The sequence below is a fragment of the Streptomyces parvus genome, assembly GCF_014648875.1.
GTDB classification, from domain to species: domain Bacteria; phylum Actinomycetota; class Actinomycetes; order Streptomycetales; family Streptomycetaceae; genus Streptomyces; species Streptomyces parvus.
In genome coordinates this window covers 30,155-46,034 of sequence record NZ_BMRY01000018.1, presented here as the reverse complement: position 1 = coordinate 46,034, position 15,880 = coordinate 30,155, and the positions used below count along the sequence as shown (strand labels likewise).

Genomic DNA, 15,880 nt, shown 5'->3' with positions numbered 1-15,880 from the left:
TTGGTTTGATAACTCCATGACCAAACAGGAGCGCGCCACCCGGACCCGCCAGGCGCTGATCCGCTCCGCCGCCGTCGTCTTCGAACAGCACGGTTACGCCCAGGCCAGGCTGACGCTGATCAGCTCCGGCGCGGGCGTCAGCACGGGGGCGCTGCACTTTCACTTCGAGAACAAGGCCGCGGTCGCGGAAGCCGTGGTGGCGGAGGCGTCCCGGGGGCTGCGCGACATGTCCGCCGCGATCCGGCGCAGGACGGACACCGCCCTGCAGGCACTCGTCGACACCTCGCACGCCCTCGTGGAACTGCTGCGCGGGGACCCCGTGAGTCGCGCCGGATTCCGGCTGAGCTGCGACGGCGAGCGGGCCGCCGCCCCGGACCTGCGGTTGGAGTGGCACCACCGCGTGCGGGAGTTGCTGGAAGAGGCGGCCGCCGCCGGAACCCTCGCCGACGACATCGCCTGCGAGGACGCGGCAGCCGCGACCGTCGCCGTGACGGCCGGATTCGAGGTCCTCGGCCGTCACGACACCGAGTGGCTGTCCCCGTACCGGCTCACCGGTTTCTGGCAGTTGCTGCTGCCCCGGCTCGCCGCCGCGAAGACCCTGCCGCTCCTGGACCCGGCCGGGACGGGCGCGGTGGCGTCGACCCTGGCCCCCGCACTCGCTGCGTCCGCGGTCGGCGAGGCGGAGGAGACGGCAGCGCTGACTGCGGAGCCGACCTGACCAGTCGTCAGCCGGACCGTAGCGTCCGGGAGTTCGTCCTCACCGCTCGTCGTCCGGACTCCGGCCCGCACCACTGATCACATCCGCCCGTCCCGCGTCGGCGCCCCAGCTCGCCAGCAGGCGCAAGGCCTGGGCCGATTCCGACCCCGGCTCCGCGTGGTAGGTCACCAACTGCTGGTCCTCGTCGTCCGGCAGATTCAGCGTCTCGTACGACAGGGTCAGGTCGCCGACGAGCGGATGCCGGATCAGCTTGATGCCGTGGCCCTTCTCCTTGACGTTGTGCGTGGCCCACAGCCGGCGGAACTCCTCGCTCTTGAGCGAGAGTTCGCCCACCAGGGCCGACAACTGCGGATCGTCGGGGTGGCACCCCGCGTACAGCCGGAGATAGCTGACCATGTCCGAGGCCTTGGAGTCCCAGTTCAGGAACAGGTCCCGGTAGGCGGGGGAGAGGAACACCAGGCGAGCCCAGTTCCGCTCGGCCGCCGGCAGCGCGGCCCAGTCGCCGAACACCGCCGCCGCCATCGGATTCCAGGCGAGGATGTCGGACCGCGCCCCGGCCACGTACGCGGGAATGCCCTCCATGCTGTCGAGGAGATACAGCAGCCCGGTCCGCACCCGCTGCACCTTCGCCGGGCGGCGCTTCTTCTTGTGCCGGGCCGGCCTCGCCAGATGGTTCAGATGCGCGTGCTCGGCGTCGGTGAGCCGCAGCGCACGCGCGATCGCGTCCAGCACCTCGGCCGACACATTGCGCCCGTTGCCCTGCTCCAGACGCGTGTAGTACGCCACCGACACCCCGGCCAGCTGCGCCAGCTCCTCCCGGCGAAGCCCCGGCACCCGACGGGCCCGGCCGAACTCCGGCAGTCCCACGTCCTGCGGCTGAAGCCTGGCCCTGCGGGTGCGCAGGAACTCGCTGAGCTCCGCACGCCGGTCCAGCGGCTCGGGTGCGGCGGCCTCCGGCTGATCGTCCATGGGTTCCATTATTCCTGCCCCGCGTGGTCGTAGGCGGGTCAGCCTGTCCCCGTCAGTAGTAGGACCACTGGACGTAGGCAAAGCGGTGGCCTGGGTAAACACCGGACACGGAGTGAGGCTGGGACACGTTCCTACCGCATCACCCAGAGGAGAACCTCCGGCATGACCACCGTTGCCGCCTACGCCGCTCCCCGTGCCAAGGCCCCGCTGGAGCGCACCACGATCGAGCGTCGTCCGGTGGGCGAGTTCGACATCCTGATCGACATCAAGTTCGCCGGCATCTGCCACTCCGACATCCACCAGGCCCGCGACGGCTGGGGCGAGGGCATCTTCCCGATGGTGCCCGGCCACGAGATCGCCGGGATCGTCGCCGAGACCGGCTCCGGCGTCACCCGGTTCAAGGTCGGCGACCGCGTCGGCGTCGGCTGCATGGTCGACTCCTGCGGACAGTGCGACGCCTGCCTGATGGGCCGCGAGCAGCACTGCGCCGAGGGCAACACCCAGACGTACAACGCCCTCGACCGCAGTGGCGAGCCCACCTACGGCGGCTACTCGACGCACCTCGTCGTCACCGAGAAGTTCGCCGTCACCATCCCCGAGGGCATCGCCCTCGACGAGGCCGCGCCGCTCCTGTGCGCGGGCATCACCACCTACTCCCCGCTCAAGCGCTGGGGCGCGGGCCCCGGCAAGAAGGTCGCCGTCGTCGGCCTCGGCGGCCTCGGCCACATGGCCGTCAAGATCGCGCACGCGCTCGGCGCCGAGGTCACCGTCCTCTCCCAGTCCCTGCGGAAGAAGGACGACGGGCTCAAGCTGGGCGCCGACCACTACTACGCGACCAGCGACCCCAAGACCTTCGAGGAACTGGCCGGAACCTTCGACGTCATCCTCTCCACGGTCTCGGCCCCGCTGGACTTCGGCGCCTACCTCGGCCTGCTGCGCACCGAGGGCACCCTCGTCAACGTGGGCGCCCCCGAGGAGCCGATCTCGCTGAACCTCTTCTCCCTGATCCTGGGCAACCGGTCGATCGCGGGTTCGGCGATCGGCGGGATCAAGGAGACCCAGGAGATGCTGGACTTCTGCGCCGTGCACGGGCTCGGCGCCGAGATCGAGGTGATCGACGCGAACCAGGTCAACGAGGCGTACGAGCGGGTTCTCGCGAGCGACGTCCGCTACCGCTTCGTGATCGACACCGCGACCATCTGACGCGCGCCGCCCCCGAGCGGCCCCCGCACCGAAGGCGTCCGGCCCGAGCGCCTCGGATGCTCCCCGGACGCCTTCGTCGCGCGCGGGCAGCCCGATCCGGCCGACAATGGCGGAAGGCGGCCGGATCGGGCCGCCGCACCGGAGGGCTCGGCCCCACGAGAGGAGCGTGCCGGATGGGCGCACAGCGGCTCCTCCCGGCCGGGACCTCGCGGAGCACCAGCCCCGAGCCGCGCCCGGAGGGGGCGGCAAGGTGATCGCCCGGCCGCAGCGGGCGACGGTCCTCCGCCGGGCCGTCCGGGTCACCGTCGCGGCGAGCGTGGGCTTCTACCCCCTGCTGTACGGAGCCGGGCTCCCGGTCGCCGCCCTGTACGCGCTCTTCGCGCCCATCGCCATGGGGCTGCTCTCCGTGGTCCCCGGCTCCGGCCCCCAACGGTCCTCCGTCATGCTCCGGGCGCTGCCCCCGGCACTGGTCCTCGCGACCCTGGGAACCCTGCTCGCCGTCGACACCTGGGCCGCCGTCGGCGGCATGCTCGTCATCGGATTCCTGCTGGCCTTCACGGCCGTGGCCGGCCCCCGCCCGGCCGGCATCGCCCCCGGCCTCCAACTCTTCTACATCCTCGCCTGCTTCCCGCCCTACGCCCCCGACACGCTCGTGGAGCGGCTGGCGGGGCTCACGGCCGGCGCCCTGCTCCTCGCCGCGTGCGAGATCCTGCTGCCCGATCCGGCCGCACCCTCCTACCGGGAACGGCTGGCCGCCGCCCTCGACGAGGCGGCGCGCGGGGCCGCCCCCGCAGGCGCACCACCGCAGCGGCTGCGGGACGCCGGATCGACCCTGCGCCTCGCGGACGTACCCCCGGCTGAACGGCCCGCCGGCGCCGGGCGCACCGACCGCGCACTGGAACAGGCCGGCCGCTCCGCCCGCAGACTCCTCGACCAGCTGGCCATCCTCGCAGAAGCCCCGCCCGCCCCGGCCGACCCCGAGACCGCCGCGCTCCTCGGCCGGGTCGCGGAGCTGTGCACCGCCTGCGCCCGGTTTCTGCGCACCGGCGGCCGCCCGCCGCCCGCCGGCGCGCTGGAGGAAGCGATGCGGGCCTTCCAGGCCGACCGGGTGCGACTGGCCTCCGGGCCGCCCGGTGAGCGGCTCCCCGTCGACGTGCTGCGACGGCAGTCCCGGGTGCTGGCGCTCGCCGAATCGGCGCGGATGGTGGAGATCACCGTCGACATCGCCACCCACGGGGGACCCACCGAGCCCGCCGCCCCGCGCGAGGTGTTCTGGTACGCCGAGCTGTCCACGCCGAGGCTGTGGGCCCGGCGCGTCCTCGGCAACGTCACGTTCCGGTCCGTGCTGTTCCAGAACGCCGTACGGACCGCGCTCGGCCTCGCCGCGGCCCGGGCGGTGGCCGGCTCCCTCGACCTCGCCCACGGATTCTGGGTGCTCCTCGCCGTCCTGACCCTGGGACGTACGACCGCGGGCGCGACCTGGCGGGCGGTCCGCCTCGCGGTGGCGGGCAACGCGGCGGGCGCTCTGGTGGCCGGGGCGCTCGTGATCGGGCTCGGCCGGCACACCGATGTGTACGCCGCCCCCCTCGCCCCCGTCATGCTGGCGGCTTTCGCCCTGGGGCCACTGCTGGGCATCGCGTATGCGCAGGCGTTGTTCACGCTCGTCGTCGCCACCGCGTTCGCCCAGATCGCGCCGGTCACCTGGAGGCTGTCGGAGGCGCGGATGATCGACGTCGTCACCGGCAGCGTCATCGGGCTGCTGTGCGGCCTCCTGGCCTGGCCGGCCGGGGCGCGTCGGGAGGTCCACCGGGCCATGGCGGGGCTGCTGAGAACGTGCGCCCCACTGGTGCCGGTCACGGCACAGGCGCTGCTCGTGCCCCCGGGCGGTTCCCGCACCGCGCCGGACACCCTGCCGGGCGTCCACCGGCTGCGCCTCGCCGAGGCGGCGTACGCCCAGTTCCGCGCCGAGACACCGGTCGACGGGGAGAGCGACCGCGCGGACTGGCACGCCGTGCTCATCGCGGCGAGCCACATGCTCCTCGGCGCGCAGTGGCTGCCGCGCTTCGGCCTCCGCCCCGCCTCCGGCGCCTCCGACGCGTCCGCGGCCTGGGCCCGGGAAACCGCGTCCCGCCTGGTGGCCCGGACCGACCGGATCGCCCGGCTGCTCACCGCGGAGCAGCCGGGACCCACACCGCGGAGCGCCCCGGACCGCGATCCGCCGTCGCCCCTGTCCGTGGACCTGGAGGTGTGGATGACGGGCCTCGCCCACCAGCTCGCCCGCATCGAGTCCTCGCTGACACCGGCGCCGGGCGAGGACCCGCCCGTCACCCCGCGGGGTCGAACAGCACGCCCGGGTTGAGGATCCCGGCCGGGTCGAGGGCCTGTTTGGCCGCGCGCAGGGCGAGCGCGAACGGCTCCGGGCGCTGCCGGTCGTACCCGGGGCGGTGGTCGCGCCCCACCGCGTGGTGGTGGGTGACGGTCGCACGGTGCTCGCCGAGGGTCCGCATCGCCGCCGCCTTGACCGCGTCCCACATGGAGACCTCCGACCCTCGCCGGCCCGGGGCGATGACCGTGAAGTAGGGGGCGGGACCGTCCGGGTACACATGCGTGAAACGGCAGTTGATGATCGGCTCGGCGCCGGTCGCGGCCCGGACGGCGGCCCCGACGTCCCGGTGCACCGCCTCGTACAGCTCCGGGAACCTGTCCCAGGTGCACGCCGTCTCGAACGTCTCACTGATCACGCTCATCCGGGCCAGCCCGTCCCGGACGTACGGCATCCGCAGGAACGCCGATCGCCAGGTTTCCGCGGCCGAGTCGCCCGCGGCGGGCGCGCTTTCGGCGGGGGAGCCGCCGTGATCGCGGGCCAGGGCGACGAGTTCGGCGAGCCGGCCGTCCACCGGACGGTGGGCCGACTCGACGCCCAGCACCAGGACGCTTCCGCCTCCGCCCGCCACCCCCGACAGCGCGGCCTCGCCCGGGTCGAGCAGACGGCAGTTGGCCGGATGCAGGCCCGACTGCGCGATGGCCCGGACGGCGTCCACCGCGGCGGGAAAGCGGTCGAACACCACCGAGGCCGACGCCTTGTGGGCGGGGCGGTCCTGGAGCCGCATCCACGCCTCGGTGATGATCCCGAGGGTGCCCTCCGAACCGAGGAAGAGCCGGTCGGGGGACGGCCCGGCCCCCGACCCGGGCAGCCGCAGCGACTCGCTCACCCCGGCGGGCGTGACCACGCGCAGGGCGGCGGTGAGATCGTCGATGTGGGTGTGGAGGGTGGCGTAGTGCCCGCCCGCCCGGGTGGCGAGCCAGCCGCCGAGGGTCGAGAACGCGAAGCTCTGCGGGAAGTGGCGCAACGTCAGCCCGTGCGGCCTCAACTGCGCCTCCAGGACCGGTCCGAGGGCTCCCGCCTGGATCCGCGCCGACCGGCTCACCCGGTCGATCTCCAGCACCCGGCCCATCCCCGAGAGGTCCATCGACAGGACGCCGGAATGGGAGCCGGCGCGGTACTCGACCCCGCCGACCACCGAACTGCCCGCACCGTAGGGGATCACGGCGACATCGGCCCCGGACGCCCAGTCGAGGAGGTCCACCACGTCCCGCTCCTCCCGGGGGAAGGCGACGAGGTCCGGTGCTGCCGCCAGGTCGCCCCGGAGCGCGCGGACGACGTCACGGAAGGCCTTGCCGTAGGTATGGCCCGCACGAACGGCCGGAGCGCCGGAGACGAGGTGGGCGAGCGTACGGGGTGCGCTCACGCGGACGGGCGGCAGTTCCAGGGAGGCGATGGAGGGGACGGGCAGCGCGGTTCCGGCGGCCCCGGGGACCAGCGCCGCGAGCTCGGCGCACTCGGCGTCCGGCAGGGCCTGACCCGGGTCGCCCCAGCCCCACCAGGACCGAGCGGGGACGGCGTCGGCTCCGTGCGGGAGGGAGATGCGGTCCGGCATAGGGGTATGACCTTCCGGTAATTTACCTCTGGGTAATTTACCGGAGCGTATAGTTCGAGCATGGACACGGCAAGAGGTTCGTCCCCCGCCACTCCCTCCCCGCCCGGGCCGCCCCGGACCCGCTCCGGCGCTGCTCCGAGCGCCGGGACGAAAGGAGTCCCCCGGGCCCGGCGCGAGGAGCAGATCCTGGCCGCCGCCGTGGAGGAGTTCGGCCGGCACGGACACGCCGCTGCTTCGATGGCCTCGATCGCCCGGCGTGTGGGAGTGACCAAGCCGCTGCTGTACACGTACTTCGGCTCCAAGGACGGGCTCTACCTCGCCTGTCTGGAACACATCGCCCACCGTCTCGTCACCGCGGTCGAGGCCGCGATGACGCCGGATCCGCAGGGCCTCGGACCGGCCGCCTCACACGTTCCCCCGCGTGTCCTCGCAGCCGTCTTCGACGTACTGGAGGAGCAGCGGGAAGCCTGGTTCGTGCTGTACGACCGGACCCTGAAGCCCGGCTCCGACCTGCACGCCGCCGCACACGCCCACCGCGCGGCCATCGACGGCCTCGCGGCCTCGGGCACGGCGGACGTCCTGCGCGGTCAGGGCAACGAGGACCCGCTGGACGCCGATGCCCTGAAGCACGTGTGGACCGGCACGGTCGGCGCGCTCGTCGGCTGGTGGATCTCCCACCCCGAGCAGTCCGCGCCGGAGATGACCGCACGCTGCGCCCGGCTCCTGGCCGCGATCCGCGCCCCGCACTGAACCCGCCGGGAAAGCGTCCCAGGACGGGGCGGGCGAACCCTCGGCGCCCTAGGAAGGGGCGGGCGAACCCTCCGGCAGATCCTCCGGCTCCGGATCCCGCGGCTCCTCCACGAGCTGCTCGCGGAGGTAGTTCCAGACCACCGCGAGCACCGCCGCCACCGGCACGGCGAGCAGGCTGCCCACCACCCCGGCCAGGCTGCCGCCCAGCGTCACCGCGAGCAGCACGACCGCCGCGTGCAGGCCGAGTCCCCGGCTCTGGATCATGGGCTGGAACACATTGCCCTCCAGCTGCTGCACCACGACGATGATCCCCAGCACGAGCAGGGCGTCCATCGGCCCGTTCGAGACCAGGGCGATGACCACTGCCACGAACCCGGCGAACAGCGCTCCCACGATCGGGACGAACGCGCAGACGAACGTCAGCACCGCCAGCGGCAGCACCAGCGGCACCCCGAGGATCCACAGGCCGAGGCCGATGAAGACCGCGTCCAGCAGACCCACGAACGCCTGGGACCGGACGAACGCGCCCAGGGTCGCCCAACTGCGCGAGGCCACCTCGGGGATGTCGGTGGCGAGCCGGCCGGGAAGCTGACGGGTGAGCCACGGGAGGAAGCGCGGGCCGTCCTTGAGGAAGAAGAACATCAGGAAGAGCGCAAGAACCGCCGTGACCACCCCGTTGACCACGGTGCTCACCCCGGTCACGGCGGTGGTGACCACACTGCCGACACTGTCCTGGAGCCGGTCGGTCGCGCTGTCCAGGGCACCGGTGATCTGGTCGTCGCCGATGTTCAGCGGCGGACCGGCCGCCCACTCGCGGAGCTTGTCGATGCCCGCGACCACCCGGTCGGCCAGCTCCCCGGACTGGTCCGCGACCGGCACCGCGATCAGGGCCACGATGCCCGCCCCCACGAGCAGGGCGAACACCGTCACCACCGACGCGGCCAGCGCGGGCCACCAGCCGTGCCGGCGGAGGAAGCGGGCGAGCGGCCAGGTCAGCGTCGTGAGGAACAGACCGACTATCAGCGGCCATACGACCGACCACATCCGGCCCAGCACCCACAACGCGACCGCCGCCGCCACGAGGACCAGCAGCAGCTCTGCGGAGACCCGTGCCGACGTGCGGAGAGCAGCCGCGGTCTTTGTCGAACTCAATGGCGAAGACATGGCGTCACCCTATGGGTTCGGGAAGCCCGTACCGGCCACTCCGACGGCCCGCCGAAGCCCGGCGCCGGGCAGGTGGGCCCCCCGCCCGTCAGCCCAACGCCGACGGCAGCCCCTCCCGGTGGACGATGCCGAGGCGCTGGGTGGCACGGGTGAGTGCCACATACAGATCGCTCGTCCCGAACCGGCCGGGCTCCACGACCAGCACATGGTCGAACTCCAGCCCCTTGGCCTGGCGCGGATCCAGCAGCACCACCGTCCGTGTCAGGTCCGGGGCCTCACCCGCCGTCACCCCGTCCAGCGGAGCGGCGATCTCCTCGTGGAGCGCCCGCGGCGCGATCACCGCGAGCCGCCCCTCCTCGGGCGTCAGCTCCGCGACGGCCCCGGCCACCGCGCCCGCCAGATTTTCCCCGGCATCCCGTGTCCACGGCTTCTCACCGGTCGACCGCACCGACACGGGCGCCGTGAACGAGGGATCCTTCTCCCTCAGGACCCCGGCGGCCAGCTCCATGATCTCGGCGGGCGTACGGTAGTTGACCTCCAGCGTCACGTGCTCGAAGCGGTCGCCCACGTACGGGGAAAGGATCTGCTCCCAGGACCCGACGCCCGCCTCCTCGGAGGTCTGGGCCGGGTCGCCGACCAGGGTCATCGACCGGGTCGGCGACCGCCGCATCAGCAGCCGCCACGCCATCGGCGACAGCTCCTGCGCCTCGTCGACGATGATGTGCCCGAACGCCCACGTACGGTCGGCGGCGGCCCGCTCGGCCGCCGTGCGGTGGTCGGCCTCCTCGTGCCGCTCCGCCATCCGCTCGGCGTCGATGATGTCGTGCGCGGCGAGCACCTCGGACTCCTCGTCCTCGAACTCGTAACTCTCCGAACCACGCGACAGCTCCAGCACGCCCTGCGCGTAGCCGACCCGCTCCTGCCGTGCGGCCTCCGCGGCCGCCTGCTCCGCACTGTCGTCGACGCCGAGCAGCTCGGCCGCCTCGTCGAGCAGCGGTACGTCGGCGGGGGTCCACGCCCCGGCGGCCGGCTCGCGCCGGATCGCGTCGGCGTCCTCGTCCGGTACGTACACGGGGTCGGCCAGATAGTCGGCGAGAAAGCCCTCGGGGGTCAGCGGCGGCCACAGCTCGTCCACGGCCGCGTGCACCTCCTTGCTCAGCGCGACGTCCCGGCCGAGCAGGGCCACATCGTCGGGACCGAGGAAGTTGGGCCCGCCGTACGGGTCCGCGCCGATGCGTTCGACGAGCTGCGCGGTGAGGGCGTCGATGACCCGGAAGACGAAGTGCGGACGGGCCAGATTGTGCGGCAGCCGGGTGTCGCGGGCCGCCTGCCGGGCCTCGTAGGCGATCTCCCAGTCCAGGACCAGATCCCCGCCGTCCTCGTGCGGGATCACCATCGCCGCCCCGGGCTCCGGCAACCGCTGCCGGTCGCGTACGGCCAGGGCGAGGGCCTCGGCCATCGGCTCACCGCCCTTGACGGCGGCGGCGCGCGGAGTGTCCGTACCGGTGGCGTGCACCCCGGGGAACAGCTCGGCCTGTGTGGCGAGCAGCACCCCGGTCTCGCCGAGCGACGGCAGCACCTCCGCGATGTAGCGCAGGAACGCCGGGTTCGGGCCCACGATGAGCACGGCACGCTTGGCCAGCAGCTCGCGGTGCTCGTACAGCAGGAACGCGGCCCGGTGCAGCGCGACGGCGGTCTTCCCGGTGCCGGGTCCGCCCTCGACGACGAGCACACCGCGGTGCGGGGCCCGGATGATGCCGTCCTGCTCGGCCTGGATGGTCCGCACGATGTCGCCCATGCGTCCGGTGCGCGCGGAATTCAGCGCCGCGAGAAGCACGGCGTCGCCGTTCGGATCCTCGAAACCGGTGCGGTCGTCGTCCCCCAGATCGAGGATCTCGTCATGGAGTTCGGTGACCGTGCGGCCCTCGGTGGCGATGTGGCGACGCCGGCGCAGACCCATCGGCGTGTGCCCCGTGGCGAGATAGAAAGGACGCGCCACCGGCGCACGCCAGTCGATCAGAACAGGCGTGTGGTCGGCGTCGTCCTCACGGATCCCGATACGGCCGATATGGTGCGCGAGCCCGTCGGAGCGGTCGATGCGGCCGAAACACAGGGAGCCGTCCACCGCGTCGAGCGCCGCGAGCAGCCCCGAGCGCTCCGCGACGAGGATGTCCCGCTCCAGCCGCGCCTGCTGGCCCGTGCCGACCGGCGTCAACGCGTGCTCGACCCCATCGGCCGCCACCCCGCGCAGCGTGTCGACCCGGGCATGGAGCCGATCGATGAATTCCTGCTCTTCCCGCAATTCGTCGCTTTCCCGGTTTGACAAAACGGCTCCCCGCCAGATATATTCGTTTCCATAAGGCCCCCGCGTGGGGCCTTTCTGCATGTGCGCAGAAGAATCCAATATACGCGCGATAAACCCTCGGCCGCAATGACGGCCCGGGAGCCGGGGAATGGGTCCTCCGTGCCGCGGGGGCGGGACGGCTGTCGGCCACGGCTCCTCGGCGTGCGCTCCCGGGGGGCCCGTCCGACACTGATGGCGGACCACGGATTTCGGCGCCGCGTCACACGCAGACCGGAGAGAGCCATGAGCACACAGTTCGAAGCGACGGTCGACATCGACCGCCCTATCGAGGAAGTCTTCGCCTATCTCGCGGACGGCCAGAACGACCCCGAGTTCAGCCCCCGGGTACAGCGCATCGAGAAGACCCCCAACGGCCCGACCCACGTCGGCACCGTCTTCCACAGCACCGTCAAGGACGCGGGCATGACCACCCGGCGTGACTTCGAGATCAGCGAACTGGTCGCCCCGACCCGTATCCGCTGGCAGGAACAGTCCAAGAACCTCATCACCGCGGCCGAGGGCGGCTACGACCTCGAAGCCACACCGGACGGCGGCATGCACGTGAGGCTCTTCAACGTCCTGGAGGGCCACGGAGTCGGCAAACTCCTGGTCGGCATCGCGGGAAGCGCGGCCCGCAAGGACGCACCGGCGTTCGGACAGCGCATCAAGGAGGCGGTCGAAGGCACCTGATCCGGCGTCAGCCCGGCAGGAGGCGCGGATCACCGGGTCGAACGGGTGCCTGTCGAAGCTCCCGCGCACACCACGACTCACCGGCACGGCACCACGCCCCGCGGACGGCGAACATGCCGCGGCGGCTCCCCGGTCCGGAGAGCCGCCGCGATCCCGTCGCCCGCGTCAGCGGGTCAGCGAGAACACCTGTGCCGACGAGCCGGAGCAGGGCTGCTGCGAGAGCCTGGCCCCGTTGACCGCCGAGGAGTTGTCGACGGCGAGGCACTTGCCGCTGTGGCGGGCCACGAAGCGGTACTGCCCGGCGCCGGCCAGGGCCTCCGGACGCCACTGCTGGTTGACACCGCCCTCGTACGACCACAGATGCACCCTGGTGCCGTCGGCGGTCGCCCCCGGACCGCCGTCGACGTCCCAGGCCTTTGCGTTGTGCCGGTTCACCACCTGGTAGTGACCGGAGTCGGTCGGCCGGAACTGCCAGCCCTGGTTGGCCCCGGTCCCGCAGGCCCACTGCTGCAGCGCGGTGCCGTTGGCCGTACCCCAGTCGGCCGCGTCGAGGCAGGCACCGCTGTTGGCGCTGCGCACCTGGTACCAGGCGGCGGGGTCGATGGATCCCACGGGCGGCTCGGTCGTCCCGCCGCTCCCGTCCCAGGTGAAGGTCGCGACGGCACCCGCGGGCAGGGTGTAGGCGAGCGACCTGCCGTTGTCGGTCAGGGAGAACCGCTGCGATCCGGACGCGGTGTTGACGACCACGGCCGCCCGGCTGCCGTCGCCGTTCTGGAAGGCGACGTTCTGCACCCCGCCCGCGCCCTGGCTGGTGGAGCCGATCCGGTCCGCCCCCGCCTTGATGAACTTCGAGACATGGCCCAGGACGTAGAACTCGGCGTTACGGGTGACCTGACCGCCGTCGATCTCCACGATGCCGTTGCAGCGGTTGGTGCAGTGCCCCTGGTGGGGACCGCCGTTCCGGTCGAGGGCGAGATTCCAGTTGATCACCGTCTCGCCGCCGTTGCGCATGTTCTGCACGACGAGGTTCTCGGCGTGCCACTTGAGCGTGTCACCGAATGTCGTCGCCGGGTTCGCACTGTCGGTGCCGGAGCACTCCGTGAAGAAGACCCGCTTCCCGGCGTCGGCGATCTGCTTCTGCGCGGCGGGCGCCCCGCCGTAGCAGTGGAACGCGGCGCCGATGATCCGCTGGATGCCACCCGTCCGGGCGAAGACGTCCAGCGGGTAGTTCGGGTGGTCCCAGTTGTGGTCGTACGCCAGGATGTTGGTCGGCAGGTTCGCGGCGGTGAGCGTACGGTCCAGGACCCGCAGGAAGTCCGCCTGCTGGGCCGAGGTCATGCTCATCGACGGGTAACTGGTCGCGAACTCCGGCTCGTTCTGCGCGGTGAGATCGGTGAGCGTGATGCCCTCCTGCCCGTACGCCCTGATCGCCTTGATCAGGTAGTCGGCGTAGGCCTGGTAGTGCTCGGTGCGCAGACTCCCGCCGTTGAGCGAGTTGCTGGTCTTCATCCAGGCCGGAGGCGACCAGGGCGAGCCCATGAATCGGATGGCCGGGTTCACGGCGGTGGCCTGCTTCAGGACCGGGATGATCCGGCTCCGGTCCCGGTCGATGGAGAACGCGCCCCGGGTGTCCTCGTACGTGTACGGGTCGGTGTTCGCGTCGAAGTCGGTGCTGCCGAGGGGCTGGCGCAGGTAGTTGAGCCCGATGCCGTCTCCCTCCGTGGAGAAGAGCGACTTCAGCAGCGAGGTGCGCTGTGCCTGGGGGAGGCCCTGGACGAGGTGGGCGGAGGCGCCCGTCACGGAGGCTCCCGCGCCCGTGAACTTCTGCCCCTTGCTGTTCGCGTCGATCCGGATGTCGATCGCCTGCGGGGAGCCGGTGAAGGGGACGTCTCCCTCCGGGGTGAGTTTCCTGGAGCCGTCGGGCGTGGTGACCCACACCTGGGCGACCGGGTCGGCCGCGCGGGCGGTTCCGGCGGCGCCGTTGACGCCGAGCGCGGCGACGGTCAGGACGAGCGCGGCGCCTGCCGCGCGCGCTCTGAAACGCAGGGGAGTGGAGCTTGGCATGGTGGCGGCTCTCCTTGGGTTCGTACCTGTTGGGTTCGTACCTGCTGGCAGGTGGCACCCCGGCGGACGGAGGGCGCGGCGGTCGCCTCGCTCCGGGCGTGCCGGTCACAAGAGGGCGGGACAACGGCATGAAAGCACACCCACTAAGTGGTTAGTAAGTAGTCGGCTCCGGTGTTCTCGCGCGATGTGCTGAAGATCTTCACCAGCGCTCCCGCAGGCTTAAGCTGATCCGGTGAGCAACCAGTCAGTGAGCAGACCGGCACGCGGTCCGGCGGGCCCTCGCACGCCGCGCAGCCCGGAAGCCCGGCAGCGGCAGCAGGACATCCTGGCCATCGCCATGGACACCTTCGCCGCCCGCGGCTACAACAACGCCTCGCTCGCCGAGATCGCGGACCGGGTCGGCCTCACGCAAGCAGGGGTGCTGCACTACTTCCGCTCCAAGGCCCTGCTCCTCACGAGCGTGCTCGAACTGCGCGACCAGCGCGACATCGAGCAGCTCGGCCCCGACCGCCCCCAGGGGCTGGACTTCCTGCGCCACCTGGTGAACACCGCACTGCGCAACGCGGAGCGCGAGGGCATCGTCCGGCTGTACGCGGTGCTCTCGGCGGAGTCCGTCACCGACGACCACCCCGCCCAGGACTACTTCCGCGACCGCTACGACGGGCTGCGCGCCTTCGTCGCCGACGCCCTGCGCGAGGCCTGCGAACTGCCCGCCGACCGCGCGGAATCGGCCGACCACGCGGCCAACGCCATCATCGCGGTCATGGACGGACTACAGGTCCAGTGGCTTCTGGCCCCGGAGTCCGTGGACATGGCCGCCTCGACCGACCTCGTGGTCACCTCACTGCTGGCGACCCTCGCCCCCGAACGTTTCGGCCCGAACACGGCAGGCTGAGAGCATGAAGCGCGGACCACCCGCCTCGGGCTGGACGGGCCGACGACGCGAGGGTGGTCCGGGCCGGCTACGCGGGCGCGACGGAAACCGGCGCCTCGCCGACGGGCCCGCGCCGCCCACCACCGCGGCCGGCCACCACCTCCACCTGCGCCGCCAGGGCCGCGAGGAGCCAGTCGTGCGCCGACCCCGGCGTCGGCTCGGGAGGACCGCCGGGAGCGCTGATCACCTCGGCCGTCAGCTCCCAGTACCGGTCGATGCGCGGATCGCCCGCGAGCCGCCCAGCAAGCACGTGGCGGAAGCCAGGCGTGTCCCGGGCGCCGTACGTACCCGCGTACGCGTCGACGAATCCGTCCAGCGCCTCACCGGGAGAGGGCTCCGCACCACGGCGCAGTTCCGCGCCCGCCAGGTCGTACGCCTCCGCCAGGCCCGCGTACAGCACCGCCGACGCCCGGGCCCCGGCAACACCGTGCGCCCGCGGCTGGCAGGAGCCGGCCCCCAACCCGCCGCCGCACGGCCGGGTCACGAAAGCGTGCAGCCGGGCGAAGGCCAGGGCCTGGGCCGGCCGGGGGTCGTCGGGCGGGGGCGGAACCGCGACCTCCAGGAACGCGGTGACGGACCGGGCGGGCATCCGGGGCGGCAGCCACGCACGCCAGAACCGGGCCAGCGACGCGGTGCTCGGCGGGGCGGCGACCGCCCCGACCAGCCGTAGCCGGTCGGGCCGTTCGGCCGGCGGGCACTCCTGTACGAGCCGCAGCGCGGCCTCCCGCCAGCGCAGCGCGGCGAGTTCGGACCCCAGGACGCGCAGCCGGCCCGCCACGGCGTCCTCCAGCGCCCCACCAGCCCCGGCCTCCTCCCGTCCGCCCTGCGCGTCCTGTTCGTCGAGGATGCGGCGCACTTCGGGAACCGACAGATCCAGGCCGCGCAGCGAGCGGATCATGCCGAGCCGTTCCACGGCGTCCGGACCGTATCTGCGATGCCCGCCGGTGCTGCGGGACGCCTCCGGCAGCAGCCCGCGGTCCGAGTAGAAGCGGACGGTCTTGACGCTGACGCCCAGGTGCTCGGCCAGCTCACCGATGGTGCACAGACCGTCGTGCGACGAGAACACTTGAACCTCCACCAGGGGGAGTTCCTACGGTACCGGCGAG

The 15,880-nt window shown here is 72.5% G+C and carries 12 protein-coding genes; 6 read left to right on the top strand and 6 right to left on the bottom strand.

Annotated elements, in window-relative coordinates:
* Positions 1 to 16: 16 nt before the first annotated feature.
* Positions 17 to 718: a ScbR family autoregulator-binding transcription factor gene (locus IE140_RS34300; RefSeq protein WP_093444593.1), complete on the top strand. Its 702-nt coding sequence runs from the start codon at positions 17 to 19 to the stop codon at positions 716 to 718.
* A gap of 39 nt (positions 719 to 757) precedes the next feature.
* Here the strand turns inward: IE140_RS34300 and IE140_RS34295 are convergent, their stop codons facing one another.
* Entirely contained in the window at positions 758 to 1,687 is a 930-nt protein-coding gene (locus IE140_RS34295; RefSeq protein ID WP_032778054.1) for a helix-turn-helix domain-containing protein, read from the bottom strand.
* A gap of 162 nt (positions 1,688 to 1,849) precedes the next feature.
* On the opposite strand from IE140_RS34295, the gene IE140_RS34290 reads away from it, so the two are divergent.
* Positions 1,850 to 2,890 (top strand): NAD(P)-dependent alcohol dehydrogenase, encoded by a 1,041-nt coding sequence (locus IE140_RS34290; RefSeq protein ID WP_032778053.1) that lies wholly within the window; start codon positions 1,850 to 1,852, stop codon positions 2,888 to 2,890.
* A 250-nt stretch (positions 2,891 to 3,140) separates the two neighbouring features.
* Positions 3,141 to 5,249: an FUSC family protein gene (locus IE140_RS34285; RefSeq protein ID WP_229827042.1), complete on the top strand. Its 2,109-nt coding sequence runs from the start codon at positions 3,141 to 3,143 to the stop codon at positions 5,247 to 5,249.
* On the opposite strand, the gene IE140_RS34280 is transcribed toward IE140_RS34285, so the two are convergent.
* Complete coding sequence (locus IE140_RS34280; RefSeq protein WP_150193857.1) at positions 5,215 to 6,828, bottom strand: FAD-binding oxidoreductase; 1,614 nt, start codon at positions 6,826 to 6,828, stop codon at positions 5,215 to 5,217. The two genes, IE140_RS34285 and IE140_RS34280, sit on opposite strands and share 35 nt — an antisense overlap.
* Before the next feature lie 60 nt (positions 6,829 to 6,888).
* Here IE140_RS34280 and IE140_RS34275 point away from each other — a divergent pair, with 60 nt between their 5' ends.
* Positions 6,889 to 7,578, top strand: a complete 690-nt coding sequence (locus IE140_RS34275; protein WP_229827040.1) for a TetR/AcrR family transcriptional regulator — start codon at positions 6,889 to 6,891, stop codon at positions 7,576 to 7,578.
* 48 nt (positions 7,579 to 7,626) lie between these two features.
* On the opposite strand, the gene IE140_RS34270 is transcribed toward IE140_RS34275, so the two are convergent.
* Positions 7,627 to 8,742: an AI-2E family transporter gene (locus IE140_RS34270; protein ID WP_150193855.1), complete on the bottom strand. Its 1,116-nt coding sequence runs from the start codon at positions 8,740 to 8,742 to the stop codon at positions 7,627 to 7,629.
* Positions 8,743 to 8,830: 88 nt separating this feature from the next.
* Entirely contained in the window at positions 8,831 to 11,044 is a 2,214-nt protein-coding gene (locus tag IE140_RS34265; RefSeq protein ID WP_189461026.1) for a HelD family protein, read from the bottom strand.
* A gap of 285 nt (positions 11,045 to 11,329) precedes the next feature.
* Here IE140_RS34265 and IE140_RS34260 point away from each other — a divergent pair, with 285 nt between their 5' ends.
* Positions 11,330 to 11,776 (top strand): SRPBCC family protein, encoded by a 447-nt coding sequence (locus IE140_RS34260; RefSeq protein WP_150193851.1) that lies wholly within the window; start codon positions 11,330 to 11,332, stop codon positions 11,774 to 11,776.
* 165 nt (positions 11,777 to 11,941) lie between these two features.
* Here the strand turns inward: IE140_RS34260 and IE140_RS34255 are convergent, their stop codons facing one another.
* Positions 11,942 to 13,840: an RICIN domain-containing protein gene (locus tag IE140_RS34255; protein ID WP_150193850.1), complete on the bottom strand. Its 1,899-nt coding sequence runs from the start codon at positions 13,838 to 13,840 to the stop codon at positions 11,942 to 11,944.
* Between the two features lie 232 nt (positions 13,841 to 14,072).
* Here IE140_RS34255 and IE140_RS34250 point away from each other — a divergent pair, with 232 nt between their 5' ends.
* The gene (locus tag IE140_RS34250) at positions 14,073 to 14,735 is read left to right on the top strand and encodes a TetR/AcrR family transcriptional regulator (protein WP_263869837.1); all 663 of its coding nucleotides are present in this window, start codon (positions 14,073 to 14,075) and stop codon (positions 14,733 to 14,735) included.
* 67 nt (positions 14,736 to 14,802) lie between these two features.
* Here IE140_RS34250 and IE140_RS34245 read toward each other — a convergent pair whose 3' ends face one another.
* Positions 14,803 to 15,840, bottom strand: coding sequence for a MerR family transcriptional regulator (locus IE140_RS34245; RefSeq protein WP_093444585.1), 1,038 nt, complete (start codon positions 15,838 to 15,840; stop codon positions 14,803 to 14,805).
* Positions 15,841 to 15,880 lie beyond the last annotated feature (40 nt).

Bases quoted from the DNA above. Each gene is read 5' to 3' on its own strand.
- IE140_RS34295 (WP_032778054.1), bottom strand. From the start codon at position 1,687: ATGGACGATCAGCCGGAGGCCGCCGCACCCGAGCCGCTGGACCGGCGT.
- IE140_RS34270 (WP_150193855.1), bottom strand. From the start codon at position 8,742: ATGTCTTCGCCATTGAGTTCGACAAAGACCGCGGCTGCTCTCCGCACG.
- IE140_RS34260 (WP_150193851.1), top strand. From the start codon at position 11,330: ATGAGCACACAGTTCGAAGCGACGGTCGACATCGACCGCCCTATCGAG.
- IE140_RS34290 (WP_032778053.1), top strand. From the start codon at position 1,850: ATGACCACCGTTGCCGCCTACGCCGCTCCCCGTGCCAAGGCCCCGCTG.
- IE140_RS34255 (WP_150193850.1), bottom strand. From the start codon at position 13,840: ATGCCAAGCTCCACTCCCCTGCGTTTCAGAGCGCGCGCGGCAGGCGCC.
- IE140_RS34280 (WP_150193857.1), bottom strand. From the start codon at position 6,828: ATGCCGGACCGCATCTCCCTCCCGCACGGAGCCGACGCCGTCCCCGCT.
- IE140_RS34275 (WP_229827040.1), top strand. From the start codon at position 6,889: ATGGACACGGCAAGAGGTTCGTCCCCCGCCACTCCCTCCCCGCCCGGG.
- IE140_RS34300 (WP_093444593.1), top strand. From the start codon at position 17: ATGACCAAACAGGAGCGCGCCACCCGGACCCGCCAGGCGCTGATCCGC.